The organism is Achromobacter sp. (genome assembly GCF_032102605.1).
GTDB lineage: Bacteria > Pseudomonadota > Gammaproteobacteria > Burkholderiales > Burkholderiaceae_B > Achromobacter.
Genome location: NZ_DAMDGT010000004.1, coordinates 424,990 through 451,532 on the forward strand (window position 1 = coordinate 424,990; position 26,543 = coordinate 451,532).

Consider the following 26,543-nt stretch of genomic DNA (forward strand, 5'->3'; position numbering starts at 1 on the left):
GGCGGATTGTGCCATAAGCCGCTGTTACAGAACGTGCCCGGAGGGGATCGATCTGTCCCTCTGTAGGAGCACTTGCGGCAACGCGCAAGCGGGCAAGCGCGGCGGCAACGGGTATCATTTGGGTCCTTTCCCAAATCAGTGTCTGGCGCCCGAACCGCATGTCCCGGCACCGGTTCACCCCATCCCGACCGACACTAGGCTGCTGTAATGCTGGACCTGGACATTTCCGAATTCTTCGACGAGGACGGGCCTTTGGCCACGGCCTTGCCCGGCTACAAGCCGCGCCCTTCACAGGTAGAACTGTCGCAGGCCATTGGCCAGGCCATCCAGGACCGCGCCACGCTGGTGGCCGAAGCCGGCACCGGCATCGGCAAGACCTGGGCCTATCTTGTACCTGCCTTCATCCAAGGCGGCAAGGTGCTGATTTCCACCGGCACGCGCACCTTGCAGGACCAACTCTTCACCCGTGATCTGCCGCGGGTCCGCGCGGCGCTGGCTGCGCCCGTGACCGCGGCGCTGCTCAAGGGCCGTGGCAACTATGTCTGCCACTACCACCTGGAACGCCTGCAGGGCGACGAGCGCGCGCTGAAGTCGCGCTCCGAGATCCAGCAGCTTCGCCAGATCCAGGTGTTCGCGGGCATCTCCAAGACCGGCGACCGCGGCGACCTCGCGCAGGTGCCCGAAGACGCCGACATCTGGCAGCGCGTGACGTCCACCCGTGAAAACTGCCTGGGCCAGGAATGCCCGCGCATCCGCGACTGCTTCGTGGTCAAGGCGCGCCGCCAGGCCCAGGAGGCCGACGTGGTCGTCGTCAACCACGCGCTTTTCATGGCCGACCTGATGCTGCGCGAAGAGGGCGTCACCGACCTGCTGCCCGAAGCCGACACCGTCATCTTCGACGAAGCGCATCAACTGCCCGACACCGCCACGCGCTTTCTTGGCAGCAGCGTGTCCACGCATCAACTGATGGACTTCGGCCGCGCGCTGGAAGTCGCCGGGCTGGCCTACGCGCGTGAAGCCGCCAAATGGAGCGACGTCAGCCGGCACCTGGAAACCGCCGCGCGTGAATTGCGCCTGGCCTGTGCGCCGCTGGACAAGATGCCGGGCCGCAAGGCCACGTTCGAAGCCATCCCCAACCCCGAGGAATTCGACGAAGCGTTCCTGGCGTTGCGCGAAGCCGTGGACAGCGCCACCAAGGCGCTTGGCGCGGTGGCCGAGAAGCATCCCGACCTGCTCGCGGCCGCGCGTTCGGGCGCCGAGATTTCGGTCAAGCTCAAGCGCTGGGCGACGCCGGGACGAGCCGGCGGCGCAATGGACGACGAAGGCTGGGGCCGCGACGACCAGGCGCCCACGCAAAGCGCGCTGGGCGACGGGCCGTCCACGCCTGCCGCCATTCTGGAAGGCGCCGCATTGGCCGAACAATGGACGGGGCCCGCGGTGCGCTGGGTCGAACACGGCCTGCACCACGTGCGCCTGCACTCGGCGCCGCTATCGGTGGCGCAGGCCTTCTCCAAATTCCGCAAGCCGGGCCAGGCCTGGATCATGACGTCGGCCACGCTGTCCATCAACGGCGAGTTCACGCACTTCACCAGCCAGCTTGGCCTGGACCGCGCCCGCACGGGCAAATGGGAATCGCCTTTTGACTACCCCGAACAGGCGCTGCTGTTCGTGCCGCGCGGCATGCCGGAGCCCCAGTCGCCGCAGTTCCTGGACCGTTTCGTCCAGACCTTGATGCCGTTGCTGGAAGCCAGTCCAGGCGGCACCCTGGTGCTTTGCACCACGCTGCGCGCGGTGGACAAGGTCGCCAACCTGCTGGCCGACGCCTTCGACGACGCGGGGCATGACTGGCCGCTGCTGAAACAGGGAGAGGGCACGCGCCGCGACCTGCTGGATCGCTTCTGCAAGCTCAAGCACCCCATACTGGTGGGCAGCGCAAGCTTCTGGGAAGGCATCGACCTGCCGGGCGATGTCCTGACTCTTGTGGCGATCGACAAGCTGCCGTTCGCGCCGCCCGACGATCCCGTCATCGAGGCCCGGCTGCGGGCCTGTCGCGCCCAGGGCGGCAATCCGTTCGCGGAATACCAGCTTCCCGAGGCCGCCATTTCGCTCAAGCAGGGCGCCGGCCGCTTGATCCGCACGGAGTCGGATTGGGGTGTGCTGATGGTTGGCGATGCGCGCCTGGTTGAAAAGCCCTACGGCAAGCGCCTGTGGCGCGGCTTGCCGCCCTTTGCGCGCACACGCGAACTGGAAGAAGTGCTGGCGTTCTACCGGCGCAAGCGCGGCCCCGACGACGAATAAGCCCGCCCCGGGCAAAAAAATAGCCCTTCAAGCGAAGGGCTATTTTTATTCCCATGCGGGCGGAATCAGTTGAACGGATTCCACCAGCTCTTGTCGGCCTTCAGGCCCTTGGTGCGGAATTCGCTGTTCGGGTAGTTCTTTTCGTAGACTCGCTGCGCGTCGTTCTTGAGTTCGGTCATGTGCAGTTTGTCGTACGACTCGACCATCAGGTACAGCGCCTCTTCGGTGGCGGGGGCGCCTTCGAAATCGGTGATGACGGTCTGCGCGCGGTTTGCCGCCGCGACATATGCGCCGCGCTCGTAGTAGTAGCGGGCGACGTGGACTTCGTTCATGGCGATGGTGTTGACCAGCCACGCCACGCGCTTTTCGGCGTCGACGCTGTACTTGCTTTCGGGGTAGCGCTTGATCAGTTCGTTGAAGGCGTCATAGGACGCGCGCAGGCCCTTGGGGTCGCGCTCGGACGGATCCTGGCCGGTGATGTTGGTCATGAACGCGCTGGCCGGCGTGAAGTTGATCAGGCCCTTCAGGTACAGCGCGTAGTCGGTGCCGGGGTGGTTGGGGTAGAGCTGCTGGAAGCGGTCGATGGCGGCCAGCGCCTGTTCGTTTTCACCGTCTTTCCAGTTGACGTACGCCAGTTCAAGCAGCGCCTGCTGGGCATAGACGCCGAAGGGATAGCGGCTTTCGATGGCGGTCAGGCGCTCGCGGGCTTCTTTCCAGCCGCCCGAGGACATTTCGGCCTTCGCGTCCGCGTAGAGTTGCTCTGCGCTCCAGTTGGTGGTCTTGTCATACTTGCCGTCGGTGCCGCTGCAACCGGCGATGACCATGGCGGCAAATAGCGCGATGACCACGCGCAAAACCGACCCGCTGCGGGATGCGGGGTTCGAGGGAGCTGCAGGGTGGTGAATCACGAGAATCGTATCCTTGGTGTTAGCATGGCAGGCTGATTATATGATTTGTCTCCATGTCTGATACAGCCGCCCGCGCAGATCTTGTTTCCGACGGCAAACTCCAGGGTTCCGTCGACCAAAATGCCGCCGATCTGGGCGCCGACGACGAAACGCTCGACGAATCCCCCCGCGGTGAACCTCAAGTTGTAACAGTGCCGTCCGCCACCCGGGCTGACCGGCTCGACAAGGTGCTGGCCGGACTGCTGCCCGATCACTCCCGCAACCGCCTGCAGGGCTGGATCGAATCCGGCAACGTGCTGGTCAACGGCCAGCCGGGCAAGGTCCGGCAGACGGTCGGGCCGGGAGACGAACTGACGGTCTGGGCCCAGCCCGCGCCCGAAACCCAGGCGTTCACGCCGGAACCCGTCGAATTCGCCGTCGTGGCCGAAAGCCCCGACTGGATCGTGGTCAACAAGCCCGCGGGGCTGGTCACGCATCCGGGCGCCGGCAACTGGAGCGGCACGCTGCTCAATGGCCTGCTGTACCGCTATCCCGAACTGGCCCAGGTGGCCCGAGCCGGCATCGTGCATCGGCTGGACAAGGACACTTCCGGGCTGATGGTGGTGGCCCGCAACGAGATCGCGCAGACCCACCTGGTGCGCCAGTTGCAGGCGCGCAGCATGGGTCGCGAATATGTCGCGCTGGCGCATGGCTGGCTTGCCGCCTCCGGCAAAGTGGACCGCGCCATCGGCCGGGATCCGCGCGTGCCGGTGCGCATGAGCGTCGAGCGGCCGGTGGCGCCCAAGCCGGCCATCACCAATTACGCCCCGGCCCGCCGCGGCATGGTGGATCCCGGCGGCCGCGTCACCGAAGTGGTGTGCCGCCTGGAAACCGGCCGGACCCACCAGATCCGCGTGCACATGGCCAGCCTTGGCCATCCGCTGCTGGCCGACACGATCTACGGCGGCAAGAATATCGCTGGCGCGCAGCGCCAGATGCTGCATGCCCGCGCGCTGCATTTCGACGATCCGGGCGGCGGCGGAGAAGTCCAGTTCGCCGCGGCGGTGCCCGCCGACATGGCGCAAGTCCAGGAGAGCATCGCATGGAGCGCTTGATCGCGGGCCTGCCCGTCGTCACCGGCCCCGAATGGCCGGGCGTCGGCTATTTCTGCACCACCCGCGCGGGCGGGGTGGGAGTGGCTCCGCACGACACCCTGAACCTCGGCCTGCGCGCCAACGACAATCCCGACGCCGTGGCCGAGAACCGTCGCCGCGTGCGCGCGGCGGTCCCGTCCGAACCCTTGTGGCTGCGCCAGGTTCATGGCAGCGAGGTCGTGGACGCCGACCGTCCCGACGTGCCGCCGGAACCTGCGGTGGACGCCAGCGTCACGGCGCAGCCTGGACGCGTACTCGCCATCATGGTGGCCGACTGCCTGCCCGTCGTGATTGCCGACGCCAGCGGCAACGTGCTGGGAGCCGCGCACGCCGGTTGGCGCGGCCTGTCGGGCGGGGTGCTGGAACATACGCTGGCCGCCATGCGCGCCAAGGCGCCGCAGGCCACGTCCTGGCGCGCCTGGGTCGGGCCGGGCATCGGGCCGCGGCATTTCGAAGTGGGGCAGGACGTGCTGGATGCGTTCACGACCGACGACCCGGCCACCGCGCGCTATTTCGCGCCACGGCCGGGCATCGCGGGCAAGTGGCTGGCCGACCTCGCCGGATTGGCGGATTTTCGGCTGAGGCGCGCCGGGGTACAAGAAGTGTCCCTTAGCGGGATATGCACGGTGAGCGAGTCGGACCGGTATTTTTCGTACCGGCGCGACGGCGAGACTGGACGCATGGCGCTGCTGGCCTGGTTGGACCCGGTTTGACGCCGCTCAAACGCTGAGCCCGGGCCCGGTGCGGCCCCTCCTTGTATACCCGCATTGACAGTCCTGGACACGGAATGCAACATCAATCGCGAAGTTTCGATAACAAGGTGTCGAAGTGAATGCCAATCTCTCCGCAGGTCCCATTCCGGTGAGCGTGGCACCGGAAGTCCTGGCTGACATCCAGGCAGAATTTTCTCGCGAATGGCAACGCCTTTGCGACGATGCCCGGCGCGGCGCGCTGGCGCCGCCGTCCGATCGCCGCTTCTCGGGCGAGGCCTGGGCGGCCAATGCTTCCCACCTGCTGCTGGCTCACACCTATCTGCTGTCGGCGCGCGCCATGTCGCGCATGGTCGATGCGGCGCAGGTCAGCGAACCGATGCGCGACCGCCTGCGATTCTCGATCATGCAGTGGATCGACGCGCTGTCTCCGGCGAACTTCCTGGCGCTGAATCCCGACGCCCAGCAGTCCATCGTGGAAAGCGCGGGCCGCGCACTGACCGAAGGCATGGCGAACCTGCTGGGCGACGTCCGCAAAGGGCGCATCACGCAGACCGACGAGTCCCATTTCGAAATCGGCCGCAACGTCGCCACCACGCCGGGCGACGTGGTCTACGAAAACACGCTGTTCCAGCTGATCCAGTATGCGCCCTCGACCGCCACCGTGTTCGAGCGGCCGCTGGTCATCGTGCCGCCGAACATCAACAAGTTCTACATCCTGGATCTGCAGCCCGAAAATTCCTTCGTGCGCAATGCGGTCGCGCAGGGCCAGACGGTGTTCCTGATTTCGTGGCGCAATCCGGTGGATTCGGATACGGACGGCGTCGACCGCGCCACCTGGTCCGACTATCTGGACGATGCCGTGCTGCAGGCGCTGCGCGTGGCCAGCGACATCAGCAAGCAGCCGCAGGTCAACGCGTTAGGCTTCTGCGTGGGCGGCACCATGCTTGCGTCGGCGCTTGCGCTGGCCGAGGCGCGCGGCGAACACCCCGTGGCCTCGCTTACCTTGCTGACCTCGCTGCTGGATTTCCACGACACCGGCATCCTGGATGTGTTCGTCGACGAGGCCCACGCGTTGCTGCGCGACCATCAACTGGGCAAGGGCGGCCTCATGCCGGGTCGCGATCTGGCCACCACGTTCTCCTTCCTGCGGCCCAACGAGCTCGTCTGGAATTACGTGGTCGGCAACTATCTGAAGGGGCAGAAGCCGCCGGCCTTCGACCTGCTGTTCTGGAACGGCGACAGCACGAATCTGCCGGGCCCCTTCTTCTCCTGGTATTTCCGCAATACCTACCTGGAGAACAATCTGAAGGTGCCGGGCCGCGCGCAGGCAGCCGGCCTCCCGCTCGACCTGACGCGGCTGAACATGCCCGCGTATATCTTCGGATCGCGCGAAGACCATATCGTGCCCTGGGTGTCGGCCTATGCATCCACGCAGATCCTGCGCGGACCCCAGCGCTTCGTGCTGGGCGCGTCCGGCCACATCGCGGGCGTGGTGAATCCGCCCGCCAAGAAGCGTCGCAGCTACTGGGTGGCCGACGCGCTGGAACAGACGAACCAGCCCCTGCCTGGCGATCCCAAGGCATGGTTCGAGCAGGCCGTCGAGCATCCCGGCAGCTGGTGGCCGGACTGGACGGACTGGCTGGCCGGCCATGCGGGCAAGCAGGTCAAGGCGAAGGAAAAGACAGGCAATGCCAAGTACCGGCCGATCGAGCCGGCTCCTGGCAGGTATGTAAAGGTCCGGGCTGCCTGACACCGCGCGGCTTGCGGTCGATCACCGGGCTACAAAGAAGGCTATTAATCAACGAGGCGTCCGTCGCACACAGGAGGAAGTCCAATGAGCGGAAAACTGGCTTACGTAACAGGCGGGATGGGCGGGATTGGCACCTCTATTTGCCAGCGCTTGGCCAAGGATGGCTTTCGCGTGGTGGCAGGCTGCGGCCCCAGCCGCAACTATCAGCAATGGCTGGATGAGCAGGCCGCGCAAGGCTTTACGTTCTATGCGTCCGTCGGCAACGTGTCCGACTGGGATTCCACGGTGGCCGCTTTCGAAAAGGTCACCGCCGATCTTGGTCCGGTGGACGTGCTGGTCAACAACGCGGGCATCACCCGCGATGGCTTGTTCCGGAAAATGAGCGCCGACGACTGGCGCGCGGTCATCGATACCAACTTGAACAGCTTGTTCAATGTGACCAAGCAGGTCATCGACGGCATGGTCGAGCGCCAGTGGGGACGAATCATCAACATCAGTTCGGTCAATGGCCAGAAGGGGCAGTTCGGCCAGACCAACTACTCCACGGCAAAGGCCGGCATCCATGGATTCACCATGGCCCTGGCGCAGGAAGTGGCAAGCAAGGGCGTGACGGTCAACACGATTTCGCCGGGCTATATCGGCACCGACATGGTCCGAGCCATCCGCCCGGACGTGCTTGAAAAGATCGTCGCGACGATTCCGGTGCGCCGCCTGGGCACACCCGAGGAAATCGCCTCCATGACGTCATGGCTGGCGTCCGACGAATCCGGCTTTTCGACCGGAGCGGACTTCTCGCTCAACGGCGGCCTGCACATGGGCTGACGCAACGTGGGCCGCCGCAAGGCGGCGCCACCGGCTCCGGCTGGCCTCGGGCAAAAGGCCGGCCGGTATTACACTTCACCTTATTCGAAGCCTAAGAGATCGCCCGATCCGGGGACAACCATGACGCAAGCACAAACCGGCGCCAGCCTGCGCCTGATTAAAAAGTACCCCAACCGTCGCTTATACGACACCCGGACCAGCACCTACATCACCCTGGCAGATGTCAAGCAACTGGTCCTGGCCAACGAGGAGTTCCAGGTCGTCGACGCCAAGAGCAGCGAAGACCTGACGCGCAGCATCCTTTTGCAGATCATCCTGGAAGAGGAAAGCGGCGGCATGCCCATGTTCTCGTCGAACATGCTGTCGCAGATCATCCGTTTCTACGGCCACGCCATGCAAGGCATCATGGGGTCCTACCTGGAAAAGAACATCCAGGCGTTCATGGAGATCCAGCAGCGCATGGCTGAGCAGTCGAAGGGCCTGTATGGAAGCCAGTTCGGGCCTGAAGCCTGGACGCAATTCATGAACGTGCAGACGCCCATGCTGCAGAACATGATGAACAACTACATCGACCAGAGCAAAAACCTGTTCGTGCAGATGCAGGACCAGATGCAGGACCAGACCCGCGCGATGTTCTCGACTTTCCCGTTCACGCCCGGCGGCAACCCCGGCGCGGGACGCAAATAAGAACGGCTGACGCCGGGCCCCGCTGGCCTGCGTCAAGTGATAGGGCCGCCGTGGCGAAAGCCGCGGCGGCCTTTTTGCAGCTTGACCGAACGCAATGATCCGGCACTTATTAGGCGGCGAAGTTCAGGGATGTGTCAGCAAAATCCCGTAAATTAATGAAAACGGTTCTTGTTTGTGTTTTGGAGCCGTTATTTTCATTTGTCTCGAGGATTATGCACATGATCAAGAAAGCCTTGGCGCTGGCCATTGTCGCTTTGAGCGTGTCCGCCGCGAATGCGGCCGAATACCCCATCGGCAAGCCGGTAGAAAAGGGCGGCATGGAAATCGGCGCGGTTTACCTGCAGCCGATCGAAATGGACCCGCCCGGAATGATGCGTCCGGCCAAGGACTCCGATGTGCACCTCGAGGCCGACATCCACGCCACCGCCGGCAACAAGACGGGCTTTCCGGAAGGCGAGTGGGTGCCCTATCTGGTCGTGAACTACGAAATCCAGAAGGTCGGCAGCCAGAACGTGCAGAAGGGCACGTTCATGCCCATGGTGGCCAACGATGGTCCGCACTATGGCGAAAACGTCAAGCTCGAAGGCCCGGGCAAGTACAAGCTGAAGTACACGATCCTGCCGCCGACCGCGAACAAGATGAGCCATTTCGGCCGTCACGTCGACAAGGAAACCGGCGTGGGCGACTGGTTTGAACCGTTCGACCTGGAATACGAATTCGTCTACGCCGGCACCGGCAAGAAGGGCGGTTACTGATCGTGCCCCGCCTGCTGCGCGTTCTTGCCGCAATGCTGATCGGCCTGGCCGGGGTGGCCGGCATGGCGCCCGCGCAGGCGGACGAATTGCCCACGTTCACCTTGAGATTCAAGCCGGACGGCACGTTCGAGCCCGCCACGCTGGAAGTCCCGGCGGGCCGTTTCAAGATCGAACTGATCAACGAAAGCAATGAGCCGGTGGAATTCGAAAGCATTCCGCTGCGCAAGGAAAAAGTCCTGGGCCCGGGGGTGAAATCCTTCGTGGTGATCACCATTTCGCGTCCGGGCGAGTATCCCTTTTTTGACGACTTTCACCAAAGCGTGAAAGGCACCTTGGTCGTCAAGCCCAAGGAATAGAACGGCAGCAAGCCATGGAACAGGTACTTTTCATCGTCTGGCGCGAAAGCGTCGAAGCCCTGCTCGTCGTGGGCATCCTGTACTCGTGGCTGCGCGCCACGCCGGAAGGCAAGCGCGGGCTGCCCTATCTGTGGGGCGGGGTTGCAGCCGGGCTGGCCCTGGCCGTGGCGCTGGCGCTGGTGCTGCTGGGCGTGTCGTCCTGGCTCAGCGACGAAGGCCAGGAATGGTTCCAGGCCATCATGTCTCTGGCGGCTTGCGCCCTGGTGGTGCAGATGGTCGTGTGGATGAAGAAACACGGCCGCACGCTCAAGGGCGAACTCGAAAGCGGCGCGCGGTCGTCCGTGGCCAATGACAACTGGTGGGGCCTGCTGGTCCTGGTGGCTATCGCCGTGGCCCGCGAAGGCAGCGAGACCGTGGTGTTCCTGTACGGCACCGTGTCGGCGGGCGAGGGCGGCAGCGACATGCTGATGCTGGCTCTGGCTGGCGTGGCGGGCTTTGCCGTGGCGCTGCTGACGTTCTGGCTGCTGCAACTGGGCGGCAAGCTCATCACGTGGCGCCGCTTTTTCCGCCTGACTGAAATCCTGCTGCTGCTCCTGGCCGGTTCGCTGCTGGTGGGCGGCCTGGATCACCTGATTTCGCTGGACGTCCTGCCGACCATCGTCGACCCGGTCTGGGACAGCTCCTGGTTGCTGAGCGACAGCACGGGCTTTGGCAAGGTGCTTGCCGACTTTGCCGGCTACCGCGCATTGCCCGCGCTCATCTCGGTGCTGTTGTGGGTGGCTTACTGGATCGTCGTCTGGGCGCTTCTGCGCTGGGTGGGCGGCAAGGCCGCCCCGGTGCCCGCAGCCCGGGGGGCATCCTGATTCCGGTCTTTTCGCCGGACTGAATATTTGAAGGTTTGACCATGGCAGCTTTGCTCGGGAGGGCAACCTCCCGTATCGCCGACTTTCTCCGTGACCATGCCCCGCTGTTGCGCAAGCTGCAGTGGGGCATTGTCGCGTTTTACGCATTCCTCCTGATCGTGCCGGCGCTGATGCCGCTGCCCGACAACACGGCGTCGGTGTTCAACAACCTGACCGTCGTGGCGCAGTTCGCGTTCTGGGGCGTATGGTGGCCGTTCGTGCTGATTTCCATGCCGATCCTCGGCCGCGCCTGGTGCGGCTGGCTCTGTCCGGAAGGCATGCTTACCGAATGGGCCAGCGAGCGCGGCCAGGGCCGCGCCATCCCCAAATGGATGCGCTGGGGCGGCTGGCCGTTCGTGGCCTTCGGGCTGACGACGATCTACGGCCAGTTGGTCAGCGTCTACCAGTATCCGCTGGCCGTCCTGGCCGTGCTGGGCGGATCGACCGTGGCGGCCATGATCGTCGGTTGGCGATACGGCCGCAGCAAGCGGGTGTGGTGCAAATACCTGTGCCCGGTCAATGGCGTGTTCAATCTGCTGGCCAAGCTGGCGCCCTGGCATTTCAAGGTCGACGAAGAAAAGTGGCGCCATCCGGTCATCCGCATCGAACCCATCAACTGCGCGCCGCTGGTGCCGCTGCGCCACATGAAGGGCGCGGGCGATTGCCACGTGTGCGGCCGATGCAGCGGTTATCGCGGCGCGATCGCGCTTACCCCAAGGTCGCCCGAAGAAGAGATCGTGCACGTGACCGACGGCGATCCCTGGCAGACGGCGCTGCTGTGCTTCGGCCTGATGGGCATCGCCATCGGCGCGTTCCTCTGGAGCGCCAGCCCCTGGTACGTGACGGCCAAGCAGTGGGCGGCCACCTGGCTGGTCGAACACGACATCATGTGGCCGCTGATGGACAACGCACCCTGGTTCATCCTGACGCACTACCCGGACGTGAACGACAGCTTTTCGTGGCTGGACGGCGCGGGCATCCTGCTGTTCGTGGTTGGCGCAACAGTGTGCGTGGGCGGCGCAACCTTCCTGTCGCTCTGGATCGCGGACCGGCTGGCGCCCGCCGCACCCGTGCCGGGCGCGCCCGTTACGCGCTGGGGGCGTCCCGGCCTGCACAAGCTGGCCCAGGCCTTGATCCCGTCCGCCGGCATCGGTGTGTTCCTGGGGCTGTCGGCAACCACGATCACGCTGCTCAAGCATGAAGGCGTTCAGGCGGCGTGGGCGACGCCCGTGCGCTTTACGCTGCTGACGCTCGCGGTGCTCTGGACCCTGCGCCTTTATGCGCGGCTGCTCAAGCCGCGTCCGGCAAGCGCACCGCGCAAAGTCCTGGCCGGCCTGGTGCTGGCGGCGGGCCTCGCGCCGTTCTGCCTGGCCTGGGTGCTGTTCTTCGCGGTCTGGTAAGCGGCCTTCAAGACGCTGCGATAAAGTGGGGACTTCGCCGGCCATGGCCGGCATTTCTCCAGTTTGCTTTTTGCCATGGCCACTTACGCGTTCCGCCTGCTCAACGTCTTTGCTTCGTCCACTTTCAGCGGCAACCAGCTTTGCGTGTTTGAAGACGCCCGCGGCATGGACGATGCCACCATGCTCAATCTCGCGGCGCAATTCAAGCTGTCCGAGACCACATTCATCCTGCCCTCCGACCATGCGGCGGCGCGGGTGCGCATCTTCACGCCGGGCTTCGAAATGAAGTTCGCCGGCCATCCGGCCATCGGCACGGCGCAGGTCGTGCGCAGTCTCCAGCAGACCGGCGACGCGTTGACACTGGAGTTCCCGGCCGGCGTCGTGCCCTTGTCCGCCAACGGCGACGCCTGGACATTCACTGCGCCGTGCCCGGACGGCGTGCGCACCGCGGCGCCCGAACTCGACCGCGCAGGCATCGCCGCGCTGGTGGGCCTGTCCGCAACTGATTTGCAGGCGGACCCGATATGGGTGGATACCGGCGCCGACCATCTGCTGGTGCCGCTGGCCAGCGTCGACGCGGTGCGCCGGGCAGCGCCCGACGCATCCCAGCTTCACCGCTGGCAGGCCAGCAGCCTGGGCCGCAAGACGCTTTACGTGTTTGCCTTCGATGAAGCCAATGTGCAGGACGGACGGCAGGTGGTGGTCGCCCGCTATTTCTACGCCAAGCCGGGCGGCGGCATCCATGAAGACCCGGGCACCGGGTCGGCATGCGCCAACCTGGGCGGCTGGCTGCTGCATCGCCAGCATTCGTTGCCGGCCAGCATCCAGGTGCAGCAGGGCGACCAGACCGGACGGCCGTGCCGCCTGATGCTGGATGTTCTTGAAGACGGCCGGATCCAGGTGGGCGGCCAAGCCCTCGAGATCGGCAGAGGCAGCGTCACGCTGTAGCGACGTAGCTCAAGCTAGCCCATGCAAAAGCGGCGCCTGTGTTGCCACAGGCGCCGCTTTCATTTCAGGCTCGGGTATGAACGAAGCCGGTCTTACTTCCGGTTCTTGGCTGGGTCGACCTTGATGTTGTTCATGACCTGCTTCACGCCTTCGACACCCCGTGCGACCTTGGCGGCCTGGTCCGCTTCAGCGGCGGTGCCCACGGTGCCGGTCAGCGTGGCGACGCCGTTGTTGGTTTCCACGGCGATTTCCAAAGCGCTCAGTTGCTTGTCGGCCACGAAAGCGGCCTTGACCTTGGTGGTCACGGTGGCGTCGGACGCGTATTCACCCACGGACTGTTTAGGCTTGCCGTCGTTGGCGGCAAAAGCCATGGAAGTGAAGACAGCGCCCGTACCCAGTGCGGCGGCGGCGATCAGCTTGCGAATTTCCATAGTAATGCTCCTTGTTAGTGGTGTTTTGCGCGTTCAAGACGCAATGATGATCTGGGAAAGCTCCGGTGCGTGTTCTATTTCTTGCGGAAGGCGCCGCCCAGAATGGACAGCAGCGCCAGTACCAGGAAAACAAAGAACAGGACCTTGGCGATGCCCGCGGCGCCGGCGGCGATACCGCCGAAACCCAGGACAGCCGCGATGATCGCGATGACGAAGAAAACTACGGCGTAATGCAGCATGTCAGCTTCTCCTGGTGGTTAATTGGAATCAGGGATTGCGGTCGAAGAAATCCCGGACTTCCTTCTGCGCCTCTTCCTTGGTCTTGCCGTAGCGCTCCTGGATAAGGCCGGCCAGGCGTTCGGCGTTGCCTTCCGAGCGGGTCAGCTCGTCATCGGTGAGTTCACCCCAGGCCGCCTTGGCCTTGCCCGTCAGCTGCTTCCACTTTCCGGCGATGATGTCGTTGTTCATGGTGACCTCTCTCTGGTTGCTTGCGGCGACAGGCTTATGGCCTATAAACCCGTCTGGCGCGGTTGAGTTGGGTACTGATCAGCTAGTTACTACCGTACGAGTCCCGCAGAAGGGCGTCAAACGGGGCTGTGGAAAAATGTAACGGCGCCCCCTCGGGAAAATCGGCGAATTTCCGACGAGAAAGCCCCATTCGGGTGCCAGGAGGCTGAGTTACATTTGAGCAACCATTTGACCCCTTTTGAGCGTGGCTCGTAACGGATCCGCTCGAAAGCAAGCACTGGCGCGGGTGGTAGGGGTGTGCGCATGCCGGTATAGTCCACTCGGAACCGGCTGGCGGTTCAACACGGAAAAAAGGAAAGCTCGCATGACGAAACGACTTTGCAGCGCGCTCTTGCTGGCGCTGGGCGCCATGGCGGCCGTTGGCTGCACGCACGTGACAGACCGGTATCAGGCGACGGCGCCGTTGGCCTCGCCTCGCGCGTAAAGGGCGCATGCGCGCGGGATGCGCATAAAAAAAACGGGGCGCCGCAGGGCGCCCCGTTCGTTTTTGCGCTCGCGCGGTTCAGGCCTGCGAGATGCGCTGGGCGATGTGCTCCAGCGCCTCTTCCACCTGATCGACCAGGATCAGGCACAGGTCGCCGGAAGTCAGGCGCGCCAGGGCCGTGTCGATCGCCAGGAATTCCCCGTGGATTTCCTCGGTGTGCGTGGTGCGGCTGGCGCCCACCAGGCCCTCGCGCAGCAGGGCCAGCACTTCGCCGTCGGCGCGACCGCGCTGGCATTGGTCCTGGTACAGCAGCACGTCGTCGAATGCCGCACCCAGGATTTCGGTCTGCATGCGGATGTCTTCGTCGCGGCGGTCGCCCGCGCCGCTGATGACCACGGAGCGGCGCTTGGAAGGCATGGCGTCCACCGCGCGCACCAGCGCCTGGATGGCGTCGGGGTTGTGGCCGTAGTCCGCAATCACCGTCGCGCCGCGGTATTCAAACACGTTGAATCGTCCGGGAGCCGTCTGCGCATCGTTGACGAAGGTAGCCAGGCCGCGGCGGATGACGTCCCAGCCCAGGTCCAGCGCCCACGCCGCCGCGATCGACGCCATGGCGTTCTCGACCTGGAACGTGATCGTGCCGTTGCGCGTCAGCGGGATCTCGGACAGCGGGATGCGGACTTCGTCGGCGCCCTGTGCCGCGACGATTGCGTCGCCCTCGCGGTAGACCGAACGCAGGCCCTGGGCGCGATGTGTCGCCAGGACGGGATGGTTGCGGTCGTCGGCGAAGTAGGTCACCGATCCGGGGCAGCTCGAGGCCATTTCGGCCACGATGGGATCCGCGGCGTTCAGCACGGCCATGCCGGAAGGATGCACGTGCTGGACGATGACGCGCTTGACCACCGCCAGGTCTTCGACCGTGCTGATGTAGCCAAGGCCAAGGTGGTCGCCCATGCCGATGTTGGTGACGATGGCGACGTCGCAGCGGTCGAAGGCCAGGCCCTCGCGCAGGATGCCGCCGCGCGCGGTCTCGAACACGGCGGCGTCGACGTCAGGGTGCATCAACACGCTGCGGGCGCTGCGGGGGCCGCTGCAATCGCCCGTGTCGATGCGCAGGTTGTCCACGTAGACCCCGTCGGAGTTCGTCATGCCCACACGGTTGCCCGCTGCGCCCAGGATGTGCGCGGTCAGGCGAACCGTGGTGGTCTTGCCATTCGTGCCCGCGACCGCGACGACGGGGATGCGGCCGTCGTCGCCATCCGCGTACATGTTCGCGATGATGGCCTCGCCCACCGCGCGTCCCTTGCCGAACGACGGATTCAGGTGCATGCGCAGGCCGGGCGCGGCGTTGACCTCGACCACGCCGCCATGCTGTTCTTCCAGCGGGTACTGGACGCTTTCGGCCACGACGTCCACGCCGCAGATGTCCAGACCGATCATGCGGGCCGCGGATACGGCGCGCGCCGCCATTTCGGGGTGGACCTCGTCGGTGACGTCGGTGGCCGATCCGCCGGTGCTCAGGTTGGCGTTGTTGCGCAGGAAGATCAGCGTGCCGGCGGGCGGCACGGAATCCGCGCCAAAGCCTTGCTTCTTCAGCGTGGCCAGGGCGATGTCGTCGAAACGGATCTTCGTGAGCGAGGTGGCGTGGCCGTCGCCGCGCAGCGGGTCCGCGTTGACCTGGTCGACCAGCTGGCGGATGGTGTGCTGGCCGTCGCCGGTTACCTGGGGCGGATCGCGGCGCGATGCCGCGACCAGCGCGCCGCCCACGACGAGCAGGCGGAAGTCGTGGCCCGGGATGTAGCGTTCGACGATGACTTCGGAGCTGATTTCCTCGGCCACTTCAAACGCCTGGATCACGCGTTCGCGCGTCTCGATGTTGACGGCGACGCCGCGGCCCTGGCTGCCGTCGCGTGGCTTGACGACCACCGGACCGCCCAGTTCCTGCGCGGCTTCCCAGGCCTCTTCGGCGCTGGTGACCGAACGGCCCATCGGCACCGGCACGCCAGCGGCGTCCAGCAGCATCTTCGTCAGGTCCTTGTCCTGCGCGATGGATTCGGAGATGGCGCTGGTCAGATCGGTTTCCGCGGCCTGGATGCGGCGCTGCTTGCTGCCCCAGCCGAACTGCACCATGCTGCCCTGCGTAAGGCGGCGATAAGGGATTCCTCGGGTCGTGGCGGCGTTCACGATGGAGCCCGTGCTGGGCCCCAGGCGGACGTCTTCGTCCAGTTCGCGCAGGCGCTTCAAAGCGTCGGCGATGTCGAACGGCGTGTCGTCCAGCGCGGCGCGCACCAGGTCTTGCGCCAGCTCCATCGCCAGCTTGCCGACTTCTTCTTCGCTGTATTCAACCACCACCTGGAACACGCCGGGCTCGATGGTGGATGCGGTGCGCCCGAACGTGACGGGGCAGCCGGCGTGCGCCTGCATCGTCAGCGCGACGATCTGCAGCACGTGGGCGATGGACACCGAGCCCTGGTGACCTTCGGGGCGCAGCAACCCGGTCTGCGGCAGCCGCGCGCGCAGGCGGGCTTCGAACTCGGGCAGGTTGTCGATGGAGCATTCGGCATCGCCGCAGGACACGATGGCCTCGATCGCGGTGTTCTTGCTCCAGAGATTGGGGCCGCGCAATGCTCGGATACGGGAGACTTCCATGGCAGGTATTCCTGTCGACTGGCGCGCGTCCGCGTGTGGCTGCGGGCGCGCGCGGGATAGTGTCAGTTTTGTTGGATCCAGCGGCGGACCAGGTCGATGGTGGGGCCGGAGAACGCCTCGTCGGACTGCAGCAGGACGAAGTCCCCGGAAGCCATGCCGTCCAGCACCCGGCCGATGGCCGTGCCGTGGTCAGGTTCTTCCTGGACGTCCTTGACGCGGCTGCCTTGCGCCAGGCCCTGGCGCAGCAGCGCGCGGGCTTCGCCCTCGGGACGCTTGCTGCGCACGGTCGTGTCGTCATAAAGCACGACACGATCAAACGCATCGCCCAGCAGCTTGCCCTGTTCGATCAGGTCCGCGTCGCGGCGGTCGGCGCCGGCCGAGTAGACCGCGGCGCGCGTCGTCGACGGGAACTGGTCGATGGCCGTGATCAACGGACGCAGCGCGGATGCGTTGTGCACGTCGTCCACCACGACCGTGCCGCCCTTGCGTTCAAACAGGGTGAACTGCCAGGGGGCGTCGGCCTGGTCGATATCGAAGGTTTCGATGCCGGCGCGGATCAGCTCCACCGGGATGTCCAGCGCCCACGCCGTGCCCACGGCCGCCAGCACGTTTTCGACCTGGAAGGCCACGCGTCCGCCGTGCGTCAGCGGAATGGCGGCCACGTCGGCCAGGCGCTCTTCCTGGTCGCCCCGCGCCAGCACGATGCCGCCGTCGCGCACGAACACGGCGCGGCCGTCCTGCTGCAGGTGCGCCGTGATGGCGGGCAGGGCGGGGTCGATGCCAAAGAAGATGACGGACCCGTCGCAGAGCTCGGCCATTTCAACCACGCGCGGATCGCGCGCGTTCAGCACGGCGACGCCGTCCGGCAGGACCACGTCCACCTGCGTGCGGAACACGTTGAACAGGCGCTCCGTTTCGTTGATGTCGAATTCGCCCAGATGGTCGCCGTCGTCGATGTTGGTGACCACGCCAACCTGGCAGCGATCGTAAGCCAGACCCTGGCCCAGGATCACGCCGCTGTCGTTTTCGATGACGGCGGCATCCACGTTGCGGTTCATCAGCAGGCGCGTGCCAGACGCGAAGTCGGCGCGGTCGCCCTTTTGGACGAGGCGACGGTCAAGGTAGAGGCCTTCGCTGCACGCCAGGCCGGTGCGCTTGCCCGACAGGTGCAAGAGCCGCGCCACCAGGCGGGCCACGACGGTCTTGCCGTTCGTGCCGGTCACGCCAACGATGGGGATGCGTCCCGCGTCGCCGTCCGGGAACAGATGGTCGACGATGGCGCGACCCACGGGGCGTGGCGTGCCGTCGGCGGGCTTCAGATGCATCAGCAGGCCCGGGCCGGCGTTGACTTCGACGATGGCGCCGCGCTGTTCGTCCAGGGGGCGGCTGATGTCTTCGGCCACCAGGTCCACGCCGGCGATGTCCAGGCCGACGATGCGGGCCGCCAGCGTCACGGTGGCCGCGACGCTGGGGTGGACGCGGTCGGTCACGTCGAAGGCCACGTTGCCGCTGCGCTGCACCAGCACACGCTGGCCTTCAGGCGGAACGCTGTTGTCGGACAGCCCCTGGCGGGCGATTTCCAGGCGGGCGGCGGAGTCCAGGCGCACGGGATTGAGCGGGTGGTTCTCGGTGCGGCCGCGACGCGGATCGGTGTTGATCTGGCTGTCGATCAGTTCGGTGATGGTGGACTTGCCGTCGCCCGTCACCCAGGCCGGCTCGCCCGCCGCGGCGGCGACCATGCGGTTGCCCACCACCAGCAGGCGGTGTTCATTGCCCAGCACGAAGCGCTCGACGATCACGCCGCTGCCTTCGTCCACGGCGACGCGGTAGGCGGAAATCACTTCTTCGCGGGTCGTCAGATTGGTGAACACGCCGCGGCCGTGATTGCCGTCGTACGGCTTGACGACCACGGGCAGGCCGATGTCCTCGGCGGCTTCCCAGGCGTCTGCCTCGCTTTCGACCAGCCGGCCTTCCGGCACGGGCACGCCGCAGGTGGAAAGCAGTTCCTTGGTCAGGTCCTTGTCGCGCGAGATGCCTTCGGCGATGGCGCTCGTGCGATCGGTCTCGGCCGTCCAGATGCGGCGCTGCGCCGAGCCGTAGCCGAATTGGACGAGGTTGCCCTCGAACAAACGGATGTAGGGAATGTCGCGGTCGTCGGCGGCGTCCACGATGCAGGCGGTGCTTGGCCCCAGGCAATGGCGGTCGACCAGGCTGCGCAGCTTCGCGACGGTGGCGGGCACATCGAACGGGCGGTCCTCGATGGCGGCCATGACCAGGTCGCGCGCCTCGTTCAGCGCGGTGCGGGTGACCTGTTCCTGCCAGGCGCGCACCACCACTTTGTAGACCCCGCGCTGGGAAGTTTCGCGGGCCTTGCCGAAGCCGCCGCGCAGGCCGGCCAGGTTCTGCAGTTCAAGCGTGACGTGCTCGAGAATGTGTCCAGGCCACGTGCCTTCTTTCAGGCGGGCAAGGAAGCCGCCGCGCACACCGGGGCTGCATCGGTGTTCGATCAGGGTCGGCAGCCATTCGGTCAGGCGCTCATAAAATCCGGGAATCGTGTTGGAGGGGTAATCCTCCAGTTCGCCGATATCCACCCATGCTTCAAGGACCGGGCGATACGTCCAAATGTTCGGGCCGCGCAAAGCCACGACATCGATAAATTCAATGTCTTTCTTTTTCATGTTTTAATTTACTTGAGAAGCAGGTTGGCACGCGCGGACGCCCCTATGAAAGACCGCGAGTTTATTGGGGTTGCGCCTTTAGAATAATGCCAACGAGTTGGGGGATCCCAGATATTCCTAATTAGAAAAATCGGCTGCTACTATACGACGCCTTAAAGGCGTGAACTCGTTGTGTTGTAAGGAAGGGACACGTTTGCCGCCGACGGCGTCGAACCGGTTGCCGCCTAGTAGGGCAGAGTCCTGGCCCGGTATGCGTTCCAATGAAAAAACCACACCTGCTTTCCGGCCTTGCCGATGCTTTTCCTGCCCGCTGGCGGGATGAAATCCGCACTGAACTGGCGGATGACGAAACCCTTCTGGCCTGGGTCGAAATAGACCTAGATCAGCGTTTGAAGTTCCAGCCGGGCCTGGTCGCCGTTACCGACAAACGGCTGTTCGCCCGCCTTCCCGACGATTCCGGCTGGGAATCCTGGTCATATGGCCCCCAATTAAAGCTTTCGCTCAGCGACCACGCCGGCGCCGCCGTGCTCGAGTTGCACGATGACGCGGGGCGCCTGGCCGTATGGCGTTTCACGCTGGCCTGCAACCCGGCCGCGCTGCGCCTCCTGGCTCAGTTCGAAACCCAGCAGTCCATCCGGCTTTCCGGCAAACCCGCCGAAGAACTGGCGGAGCGCACCTGCACCATCTGTAATAACGTCATTCCCGCGGGCGAAGAAGAATGCCCGACCTGCAACCAGGAGCAGGCGGCGCCGTCCACCACCTGGGCGTTGCTGCGGCTCTGGCGTTTTGCCCGGCCATACCGGGGCCCGCTGTTTGCCGGTTTCCTGTTGACCCTGCTGGGCACGGCCGCCACCCTGGTGCCGCCGTACCTCACCATGCCGCTGATGGACGATGTGCTGATCCCGTTCCAGAACGGGGCCCCCATCGATTACAGCCTGGTTCGGCTTTACCTGGGCGGGCTGCTGGGATCAGCCATCCTGGCCTGGGGACTGGGCTGGGCGCGGACCTACATCCTGGCCTGGGTCAGCGAACGCATCGGCGCCGATCTGCGCACCACCACCTACGCGCACCTGCAGCAACTGTCGCTGGAGTACTTCGGCGGCAAGCGCACCGGCGACCTGATTTCCCGGATCGGCAGCGAGACCGACCGCATTTGCGTGTTCCTGTCCTTGCACCTGCTGGACTTCGCCACCGACATCCTCATGATTGCGATGACGGCCGTCATCCTGATCAGCATCAACCCGTGGCTGGCGCTGGTCACGCTGGTGCCGCTGCCCTTCATCATCTGGATGATCCACGCCGTGCGAGACCGCCTGCGGCATGGCTTTGAAAAAGTCGACCGCATCTGGTCGGAAATCACCAACGTGCTGGCCGACACGATTCCAGGCATCCGCGTGGTCAAGGCGTTTGCGCAGGAAAAGCGCGAAGTTGCGCGGTTTCGCGAAGCCAACAACCGCAACCTGGAAGTCAACGACCGCGTCAACACCACGTGGTCGCTGTTTTCGCCGACCGTCACGTTGCTGACTGAGGTCGGCCTGCTGGTGGTGTGGATCTTCGGTATCTGGCAGGTGTCGCAAAAGCAGATCACGGTGGGCGTGCTGGCCGCGTTCCTGGCGTATATCGGCCGCTTCTACATGCGCCTGGATTCGATGAGCCGCATTGTGTCGGTGACGCAGAAGGCCGCCGCCGGCGCCAAGCGCATCTTCGACATTCTGGACCACGTATCCAGCGTGCCGGAACCGCAGAATCCGGCCAAGCTGCCGCACATCAACGGCCGCATCGAACTGCGCGACGTGGGCTTTCGCTATGGCAACCGCCAGGTCATCCGCGGCCTGAACCTGACCATCGCGCCCGGCGAAATGATCGGCCTGGTGGGGCACAGCGGTTCGGGCAAGAGCACGCTGATCAATCTGATCTGCCGCTTTTACGACGTGTCCGAAGGCGCGGTGCTGGTGGACGGCGCCGACATCCGGTCGGTGCGCGTGGCCGACTATCGCCGCAACATCGGTCTGGTGCTGCAAGAGCCTTTCCTGTTTTTCGGCACCATCGCCGAGAACATCGCCTACGGCAGGCCCGACGCCACCCGTGACGAGATCGTGGCGGCCGCGCGTGCAGCCCACGCGCACGAGTTCATCCTGCGCCTGCCGCACGGCTACGATTCGCTGGTGGGTGAACGCGGCCAGGCGCTGTCCGGCGGCGAACGCCAGCGCATCTCGATCGCGCGCGCGCTGCTGATCGATCCGCGCATCCTGATCCTGGACGAAGCGACCTCGTCGGTGGACACCACCACCGAAAAGGAAATCCAGAAGGCCCTGGACAACCTGGTGCGCGGCCGCACCACCATCGCCATCGCCCACCGCCTGAGCACGCTGCGCAAGGCGGACCGGCTGGTGGTACTGGACCGCGGCCAGATCGTGGAGCAGGGGCCGCACGAAGAACTGATGGCCCGCGAGGGCGCCTACTATCGCCTGTACCAGGCGCAGGCGCGCCAGGCCGAAGCCGATGCGCAGGCGTCGGGCAGCGAAGACATGGCCGCCGTGGCCTGACGCGGAACCGGAAACAACGCCATGACCTTGCCGTCCTTTCAGTTGCGCCGCAACGCCTTCGGGCGTCTTGAATTCCAGTCCGCCGACGGCGAGTCGCACGAGGGCGTCATTCCCGTTCGTGCCTTTCCCATCAGTGAGGCGGGCCGCGGCCTGTCGCTGGTGACAAGCGACGGACACGAACTGGTGTGGATCGAACACCTGTCCGACGTGCCCGCTGAGCAGCGCGGCCTGATCGAAGAAGAACTCGCCAGCCGCGAGTTCATGCCGGAAATCCAGAAGCTGAGCAGCGTGTCCACCTATGCCACGCCCAGCACCTGGAAAGTCGAAACTGACCGCGGCCCGACCTCGTTCACGCTGCGCGGCGAAGAGGACATCCGGCGCCTGAGCCCGCACACGCTGCTCATCGCCGATAACCACGGCATTTTCTATCTGGTGCGCGACATCCAGGCGCTGGACAAGCACAGCCGCAAGCTGCTGGATCGTTTTCTCTGACACGAAGGCTCCGCCGCTTCGGAGCTCCTCCGCCCGACGTTTGGCCCCTGCGATGACAGCGTTGTGCCTGCATCAGCAGCTGGCGGATATCGGGCGCTCGCGGCAGGCGCAGGCCCATCACCTGACGCGACGTCAGGCGCTCTTGAAGGGCGTATGCGATTCCAGTTCGCCCAGGTAATCCGAGACCGCCTCGGTCTCTTCGTCCAGGAAGTTCCGTATCGCTTCGGCGAACCCCGGATGGGCCACCCAGTGCGCCGACCACGTCGGCGTCGGAAGCAGGCCCCGCGCCATCTTGTGTTCGCCCTGCGCGCCACCCTCGAAACGCGCCATGCCGTTCGCGATGCACCAGGCGATGGATTGCAGGTAGCAGGTCTCGAAGTGCAGCCCGGGAACGTATTCGGTCGCGCCCCAATAGCGGCCGTACAGCACGTCGCCGCCGGCCAGATTCAGCGCAGCCGCCACCGGCTCGCCTTCGCGTTCGGCCAGGATCAGCACAAATGCATCGGGTTGCTCGCGATACGCCCGATCGAAGAATTCGCGGCTCAGGTAGGGCGGATTCCCGTGGTTGAAGTACGTGCGGCAATAGCACGCGTAAAAAAATTCCAGGTCCTGTTCGCCGATATCGGAGCCGCGCAACCAGCGGAACGAGAGGCCGGCCGCGGCCACTTTCTTGCGGTCCTGCCGGATCTTTTTGCGCTTGTCGTGGCTCATCGCCGCGAGGAACGCGTCGAAGTCCGCATAGCCCGCGTTGGTCCAGTGGAACTGCACGCTTTCGCGGATCATGAAACCCGCTTCCCGCAAGGCGCGCATATCGGCGTCGACGGGAAACAGCACGTGCAGCGACGACACGTTGATTTCCTCTGCAAACGCCACCAGACCGCGCACCAGCGTGGCGCGGTCTTCGTCGTTCACCGCCAGCAGCCGCGGGCCGGTGACCGGCGTGAACGGCACCGCCGACAGCAGCTTGGGGTAGTAACGCATGCCATGGCGCTGGAAGGCGTCTGCCCAGGCGTAGTCGAACACGTACTCGCCGCGCGAATGCGATTTCAGGTAGAGCGGCGCCGCCGCGGCCAGCGCATCGCCGCGCCACAGCGCCAGGTAGTGCGGCGCCCAGCCGGTGCCGCGCGCCGCGCAGCCGGTTTCGTGCAAGGCAAGCAAAAAGGCGTGCCGCAGAAAGGGCTGGTCGCCGGCAAGCGCGTCCCATTGCCGGGCATCGATGCGGGAGAGGTCGGTTTCAACGGTCAGGCGCAGGTCATCCATCCGCGAATGATAAAGTCTTCGTGAACGCATGGCGGCGAAGCCGTGCCATCGACAGGGATTTGAGGCGCCGGCGGGACGCCTGGGAAGCGAAGCAACATGCACAGCAGCAATACCTCCCCGGACGGGCAGGGCAACGAACCGGACTGCATGCGCGCACAGGCGCTGGCGGCCCTGGCGGCGGCGACATGGCCGGAAAAACTGGCGCGCGTGCGTGCCATCGCCGATGACGTCAGGCTGGATTGCGAGCGTGTGTTCCCGCCTGTCGACGGACTGCCCGGCCGGCCCCCGCGGCCTGAACTGGTGGCGCCCGCGCAGGTCAGCCACCGCTCCATGGCCACGCAGGAGGGGCGCGCCGCGCTGCTGCACGCGCTGGCCCATATCGAATTCAACGCCGTGAATCTTGCGCTGGACATCATCTGGCGCTTTGCCGGCATGCCCGAGGCGTTCTATCGCGACTGGCTGCGCGTCGCCCGCGAAGAGGCGCTGCATTTCGACCTGCTGCGCCAGCGGCTGGACGCCCTGGGCCACGCCTACGGCGATTTTCCCGCGCACAACGGCTTGTGGGACATGGCCGAAAGAACGCAGGACGACCTGCTGGCTCGCCTGGCGCTGGTGCCGCGCACGCTCGAGGCGCGCGGGCTGGACGCATCGCCCATGATCCGGAACAAGCTGGCCGGCGCGGGCGACGCGGAAAGCGCGGCCATCGTGGACATCATCCTGCGCGATGAAATCGGCCACGTGGCTATCGGCAACCACTGGTACAAGCAGCAATGCGCGCTGGCGGGCAAGGAGCCCGTCGCCTGCTATGCCGAACTGGCGCAGCGCTATGACGCCCCGCGCCTGCGCGGCCCCTTCAACCTGGAGGCGCGCCGCGCCGCCGGTTTCGACGACGCCGAGCTTGCCGCGCTGCAGGCGGGCTGATCCGAAGGCAAACGAATGCACATTACCATCGACGCGCTCTTGACCGGCGCCGTCCGTCCGCTGGGCGAGTCCGGCCGCGACAGCGGCATCGACAAGCACCCCGTCGCCGAACGCCTGTGGCTGGGGCCGGAAGGACTGGGCGGTGACGAGCAGGCCGACCGCCGCTATCACGGCGGCCCCGAAAAGGCGCTGCATCACTACGCGCGCGACCACTATCCCGCGTGGCTCGATGCGCTGGGCGATCGCGCGGTGCTGCGCGCGCCTGGCGCCTTCGGCGAGAACATCTCCACGTCCGGCATGACGGAAAGCGACGTCTGCGTGGGCGATGTCTACCGCGCCGGCACGGCGGTGATCCAGGTGTCACAGGCGCGCCAGCCGTGCTGGAAGCTGGACCACCGCTTCGGCCGCAAGGGCATGGCGGCGCAGGTGCAGGCCAGCGGCATGACCGGTTGGTACTACCGCGTGCTGCAGACGGGCTGGCTGGCGCCGGGCGACACGCTGTCGCTGCACGAGCGGCCGCACGCGCAATGGACACTGGCGCGCGTGCAGGACATCCTGAATCGCCGCGTGCTGGATCCGGACATACTGCATGCGCTGGCAAATCTGCCGGAACTGTCGCCCAACTGGCGCGCGCTGTTTGAAAAGCGCGCCCGCGCCGGCGAAGTCGAAGACTGGACGCGGCGCCTGCAAGGCGATGCCGCGATCGCACCTCCCAAGGAATCCCAAGCATGAAAACCCTGTTGGGCCGCGCACTTGCTAGCACCGCGCTGATCCTGCTGGCTCCGGCGGTGCTGGCCGCCGACGACTTTGCCGCCTGCCTGTCCCAATTGCGCGGCCCGGCGCTGAAGGCCGGCGTTTCGGCGACAACCTTCGATACGCACACCGCGAATCTCGCGCCGGACATGGCGGTGATCGACCTCCTGGATGCCCAGCCCGAGTTCAAGACGCCCATCTGGGATTACATGGCGGGCCTGGTCGACGACGAGCGCGTGGCGGACGGGCAGGCTGGCATGGCGCGCTGGCAGGCCGAACTGGAGCGCGCGTCGCAGCGCTACGGCGTGGATCCGGCCACCATCGCGGCGGTGTGGGGCGTGGAAAGCAATTTTGGTCGAACGCTGGGCGGCCGTCCGCTGCTGACGTCGCTGTCCACGCTGTCGTGCTTCGGCCGCCGCCAGGCGTATTTCCGCGGCGAATTCTTCGCCACCCTGAAGATCATCCAGGACGAACACATCGCGTCCGATCGGCTGGTCGGTTCCTGGGCCGGCGCCTTTGGCCAGACCCAGTTCATGCCGTCGACCTACCTGCGCCTGGCGGTGGATTTCGATGGCGACGGCCGGCGCGACCTGGTCGACAGCGTGCCGGACGCGCTGGCGTCCACAGCCAACTTCCTCAAGCGCGCAGGCTGGAATTCCGCGCTGCACTGGGGGTATGAGGTGCGACTGCCCGCCGGGCTGGACACGAAGGGGGCAGGGCGCAAGAACAAGCGGCCCATGTCGGCGTGGGTGCGGCAGGGCGTGACACGGGCCGACGGCCAGCCCTTGCCCGCCGGCGACACGCCAGCAGGACTGCTGCTGCCCGCCGGCCGCGGCGGCCCGGCGTTCCTGGTCACGCGCAATTTCGACGCCCTGTATTCCTATAACGCCGCGGAAAGCTATGCCCTGGCGATCGCGCACCTGTCGGATCGGCTGCGCGGGGGCGGGCTGTTGGTCCAGCCCTGGCCCACGGACGATCCCGGCCTGTCGCGGGCGGAACGGCGTGAACTGCAGCGCCTGCTGATCGCCCGCGGCTATGAGGTCGGCGAACCCGATGGCATGGTCGGCGCCCGCACCCGCCAGGCGTTGCAGTCCGCGCAGCGGGAACTCGGGCTGCCTGCCGACGGGCGCGCGGGCCAGAAGGCGCTGAAGGCGCTGCGTGCTGCCGCTGCGCCGGGAGGCTGAGCCCG

23 protein-coding genes are annotated in these 26,543 nt (G+C 65.7%); 16 read left to right on the top strand and 7 right to left on the bottom strand.

Features of this window, described 5'->3' with window-relative positions; all coding sequences use genetic code 11:
- The first annotated feature begins 207 nt into the window (after positions 1–207).
- Complete coding sequence (locus RT614_RS12385) at positions 208–2,298, top strand: ATP-dependent DNA helicase (protein WP_313622392.1); 2,091 nt, start codon at positions 208–210, stop codon at positions 2,296–2,298.
- Between the two features lie 65 nt (positions 2,299–2,363).
- Here the strand turns inward: RT614_RS12385 and RT614_RS12390 are convergent, their stop codons facing one another.
- The gene (locus tag RT614_RS12390) at positions 2,364–3,122 is read right to left on the bottom strand and encodes an outer membrane protein assembly factor BamD (RefSeq protein ID WP_313622480.1); all 759 of its coding nucleotides are present in this window, start codon (positions 3,120–3,122) and stop codon (positions 2,364–2,366) included.
- Positions 3,123–3,259: 137 nt separating this feature from the next.
- Between RT614_RS12390 and RT614_RS12395 the strand changes: the two genes are divergently transcribed.
- The 10 genes from RT614_RS12395 (at position 3,260) to RT614_RS12440 (ending at position 12,672) form a co-directional block, all read left to right on the top strand.
- Entirely contained in the window at positions 3,260–4,300 is a 1,041-nt protein-coding gene (locus RT614_RS12395) for an RluA family pseudouridine synthase (RefSeq protein WP_313622393.1), read from the top strand.
- A complete protein-coding gene (gene pgeF / locus RT614_RS12400) occupies positions 4,288–5,052 on the top strand; it encodes a peptidoglycan editing factor PgeF (RefSeq protein WP_313622394.1) in 765 nt (254 codons plus the stop codon). The genes RT614_RS12395 and pgeF overlap by 13 nt, the downstream gene beginning before the upstream one ends.
- 115 nt (positions 5,053–5,167) lie before the next feature.
- Positions 5,168–6,802, top strand: a complete 1,635-nt coding sequence (phaC, locus tag RT614_RS12405; protein WP_313622395.1) for a class I poly(R)-hydroxyalkanoic acid synthase — start codon at positions 5,168–5,170, stop codon at positions 6,800–6,802.
- Positions 6,803–6,886: 84 nt separating this feature from the next.
- Positions 6,887–7,624 (top strand): 3-ketoacyl-ACP reductase, encoded by a 738-nt coding sequence (locus RT614_RS12410; protein WP_180099096.1) that lies wholly within the window; start codon positions 6,887–6,889, stop codon positions 7,622–7,624.
- 120 nt (positions 7,625–7,744) lie between these two features.
- Positions 7,745–8,311 (top strand): polyhydroxyalkanoate synthesis repressor PhaR, encoded by a 567-nt coding sequence (phaR, locus tag RT614_RS12415; RefSeq protein ID WP_313622396.1) that lies wholly within the window; start codon positions 7,745–7,747, stop codon positions 8,309–8,311.
- Between the two features lie 218 nt (positions 8,312–8,529).
- Positions 8,530–9,066, top strand: coding sequence for an iron transporter (locus tag RT614_RS12420; RefSeq protein WP_313622397.1), 537 nt, complete (start codon positions 8,530–8,532; stop codon positions 9,064–9,066).
- Positions 9,067–9,080: 14 nt separating this feature from the next.
- Positions 9,081–9,422 (top strand): cupredoxin domain-containing protein, encoded by a 342-nt coding sequence (locus RT614_RS12425; RefSeq protein ID WP_313622481.1) that lies wholly within the window; start codon positions 9,081–9,083, stop codon positions 9,420–9,422.
- A gap of 14 nt (positions 9,423–9,436) precedes the next feature.
- Positions 9,437–10,285: an FTR1 family protein gene (locus tag RT614_RS12430; protein WP_313622398.1), complete on the top strand. Its 849-nt coding sequence runs from the start codon at positions 9,437–9,439 to the stop codon at positions 10,283–10,285.
- A 41-nt stretch (positions 10,286–10,326) separates the two neighbouring features.
- Entirely contained in the window at positions 10,327–11,724 is a 1,398-nt protein-coding gene (locus RT614_RS12435) for a 4Fe-4S binding protein (protein ID WP_313622399.1), read from the top strand.
- Positions 11,725–11,799: 75 nt separating this feature from the next.
- Positions 11,800–12,672, top strand: coding sequence for a PhzF family phenazine biosynthesis protein (locus RT614_RS12440; RefSeq protein WP_313622400.1), 873 nt, complete (start codon positions 11,800–11,802; stop codon positions 12,670–12,672).
- A 92-nt stretch (positions 12,673–12,764) separates the two neighbouring features.
- On the opposite strand, the gene RT614_RS12445 is transcribed toward RT614_RS12440, so the two are convergent.
- The 5 genes from RT614_RS12445 to cphA (RT614_RS12465) form a co-directional block, all read right to left on the bottom strand.
- The gene (locus RT614_RS12445; RefSeq protein ID WP_313622401.1) at positions 12,765–13,103 is read right to left on the bottom strand and encodes a BON domain-containing protein; all 339 of its coding nucleotides are present in this window, start codon (positions 13,101–13,103) and stop codon (positions 12,765–12,767) included.
- A gap of 74 nt (positions 13,104–13,177) precedes the next feature.
- Positions 13,178–13,342, bottom strand: coding sequence for a DUF1328 domain-containing protein (locus RT614_RS12450; protein ID WP_082586272.1), 165 nt, complete (start codon positions 13,340–13,342; stop codon positions 13,178–13,180).
- Positions 13,343–13,370: 28 nt separating this feature from the next.
- Positions 13,371–13,571, bottom strand: coding sequence for a CsbD family protein (locus tag RT614_RS12455; protein ID WP_313622402.1), 201 nt, complete (start codon positions 13,569–13,571; stop codon positions 13,371–13,373).
- A 562-nt stretch (positions 13,572–14,133) separates the two neighbouring features.
- Positions 14,134–16,704, bottom strand: coding sequence for a cyanophycin synthetase (gene cphA / locus RT614_RS12460; RefSeq protein WP_313622403.1), 2,571 nt, complete (start codon positions 16,702–16,704; stop codon positions 14,134–14,136).
- A gap of 62 nt (positions 16,705–16,766) precedes the next feature.
- On the bottom strand, positions 16,767–19,382 hold the full coding sequence (gene cphA, locus RT614_RS12465) for a cyanophycin synthetase (protein ID WP_313622404.1): 2,616 nt from the start codon (positions 19,380–19,382) through the stop codon (positions 16,767–16,769).
- Positions 19,383–19,642: 260 nt separating this feature from the next.
- Here cphA (RT614_RS12465) and RT614_RS12470 point away from each other — a divergent pair, with 260 nt between their 5' ends.
- On the top strand, positions 19,643–21,928 hold the full coding sequence (locus RT614_RS12470; RefSeq protein ID WP_313622405.1) for an ABC transporter ATP-binding protein: 2,286 nt from the start codon (positions 19,643–19,645) through the stop codon (positions 21,926–21,928).
- Positions 21,929–21,949: 21 nt separating this feature from the next.
- Positions 21,950–22,420 (top strand): DUF1854 domain-containing protein, encoded by a 471-nt coding sequence (locus tag RT614_RS12475; RefSeq protein WP_313622406.1) that lies wholly within the window; start codon positions 21,950–21,952, stop codon positions 22,418–22,420.
- Between the two features lie 132 nt (positions 22,421–22,552).
- On the opposite strand, the gene RT614_RS12480 is transcribed toward RT614_RS12475, so the two are convergent.
- Positions 22,553–23,680 (bottom strand): GNAT family N-acetyltransferase, encoded by a 1,128-nt coding sequence (locus tag RT614_RS12480; RefSeq protein ID WP_313622407.1) that lies wholly within the window; start codon positions 23,678–23,680, stop codon positions 22,553–22,555.
- Positions 23,681–23,776: 96 nt separating this feature from the next.
- Between RT614_RS12480 and RT614_RS12485 the strand changes: the two genes are divergently transcribed.
- The 3 genes from RT614_RS12485 to RT614_RS12495 are packed head-to-tail and all read left to right on the top strand — an operon-like array spanning position 23,777 to position 26,538.
- Positions 23,777–24,601 carry a ferritin-like domain-containing protein gene (locus RT614_RS12485; protein WP_313622408.1) on the top strand — a complete coding sequence of 275 codons (825 nt, stop codon included), beginning with the start codon at positions 23,777–23,779 and terminating at the stop codon, positions 24,599–24,601.
- A gap of 15 nt (positions 24,602–24,616) precedes the next feature.
- Positions 24,617–25,333, top strand: coding sequence for an MOSC domain-containing protein (locus RT614_RS12490; RefSeq protein WP_313622409.1), 717 nt, complete (start codon positions 24,617–24,619; stop codon positions 25,331–25,333).
- Complete coding sequence (locus tag RT614_RS12495; RefSeq protein ID WP_409558459.1) at positions 25,321–26,538, top strand: lytic murein transglycosylase; 1,218 nt, start codon at positions 25,321–25,323, stop codon at positions 26,536–26,538. The genes RT614_RS12490 and RT614_RS12495 overlap by 13 nt, the downstream gene beginning before the upstream one ends.
- The last annotated feature ends 5 nt before the right edge of the window (positions 26,539–26,543 follow it).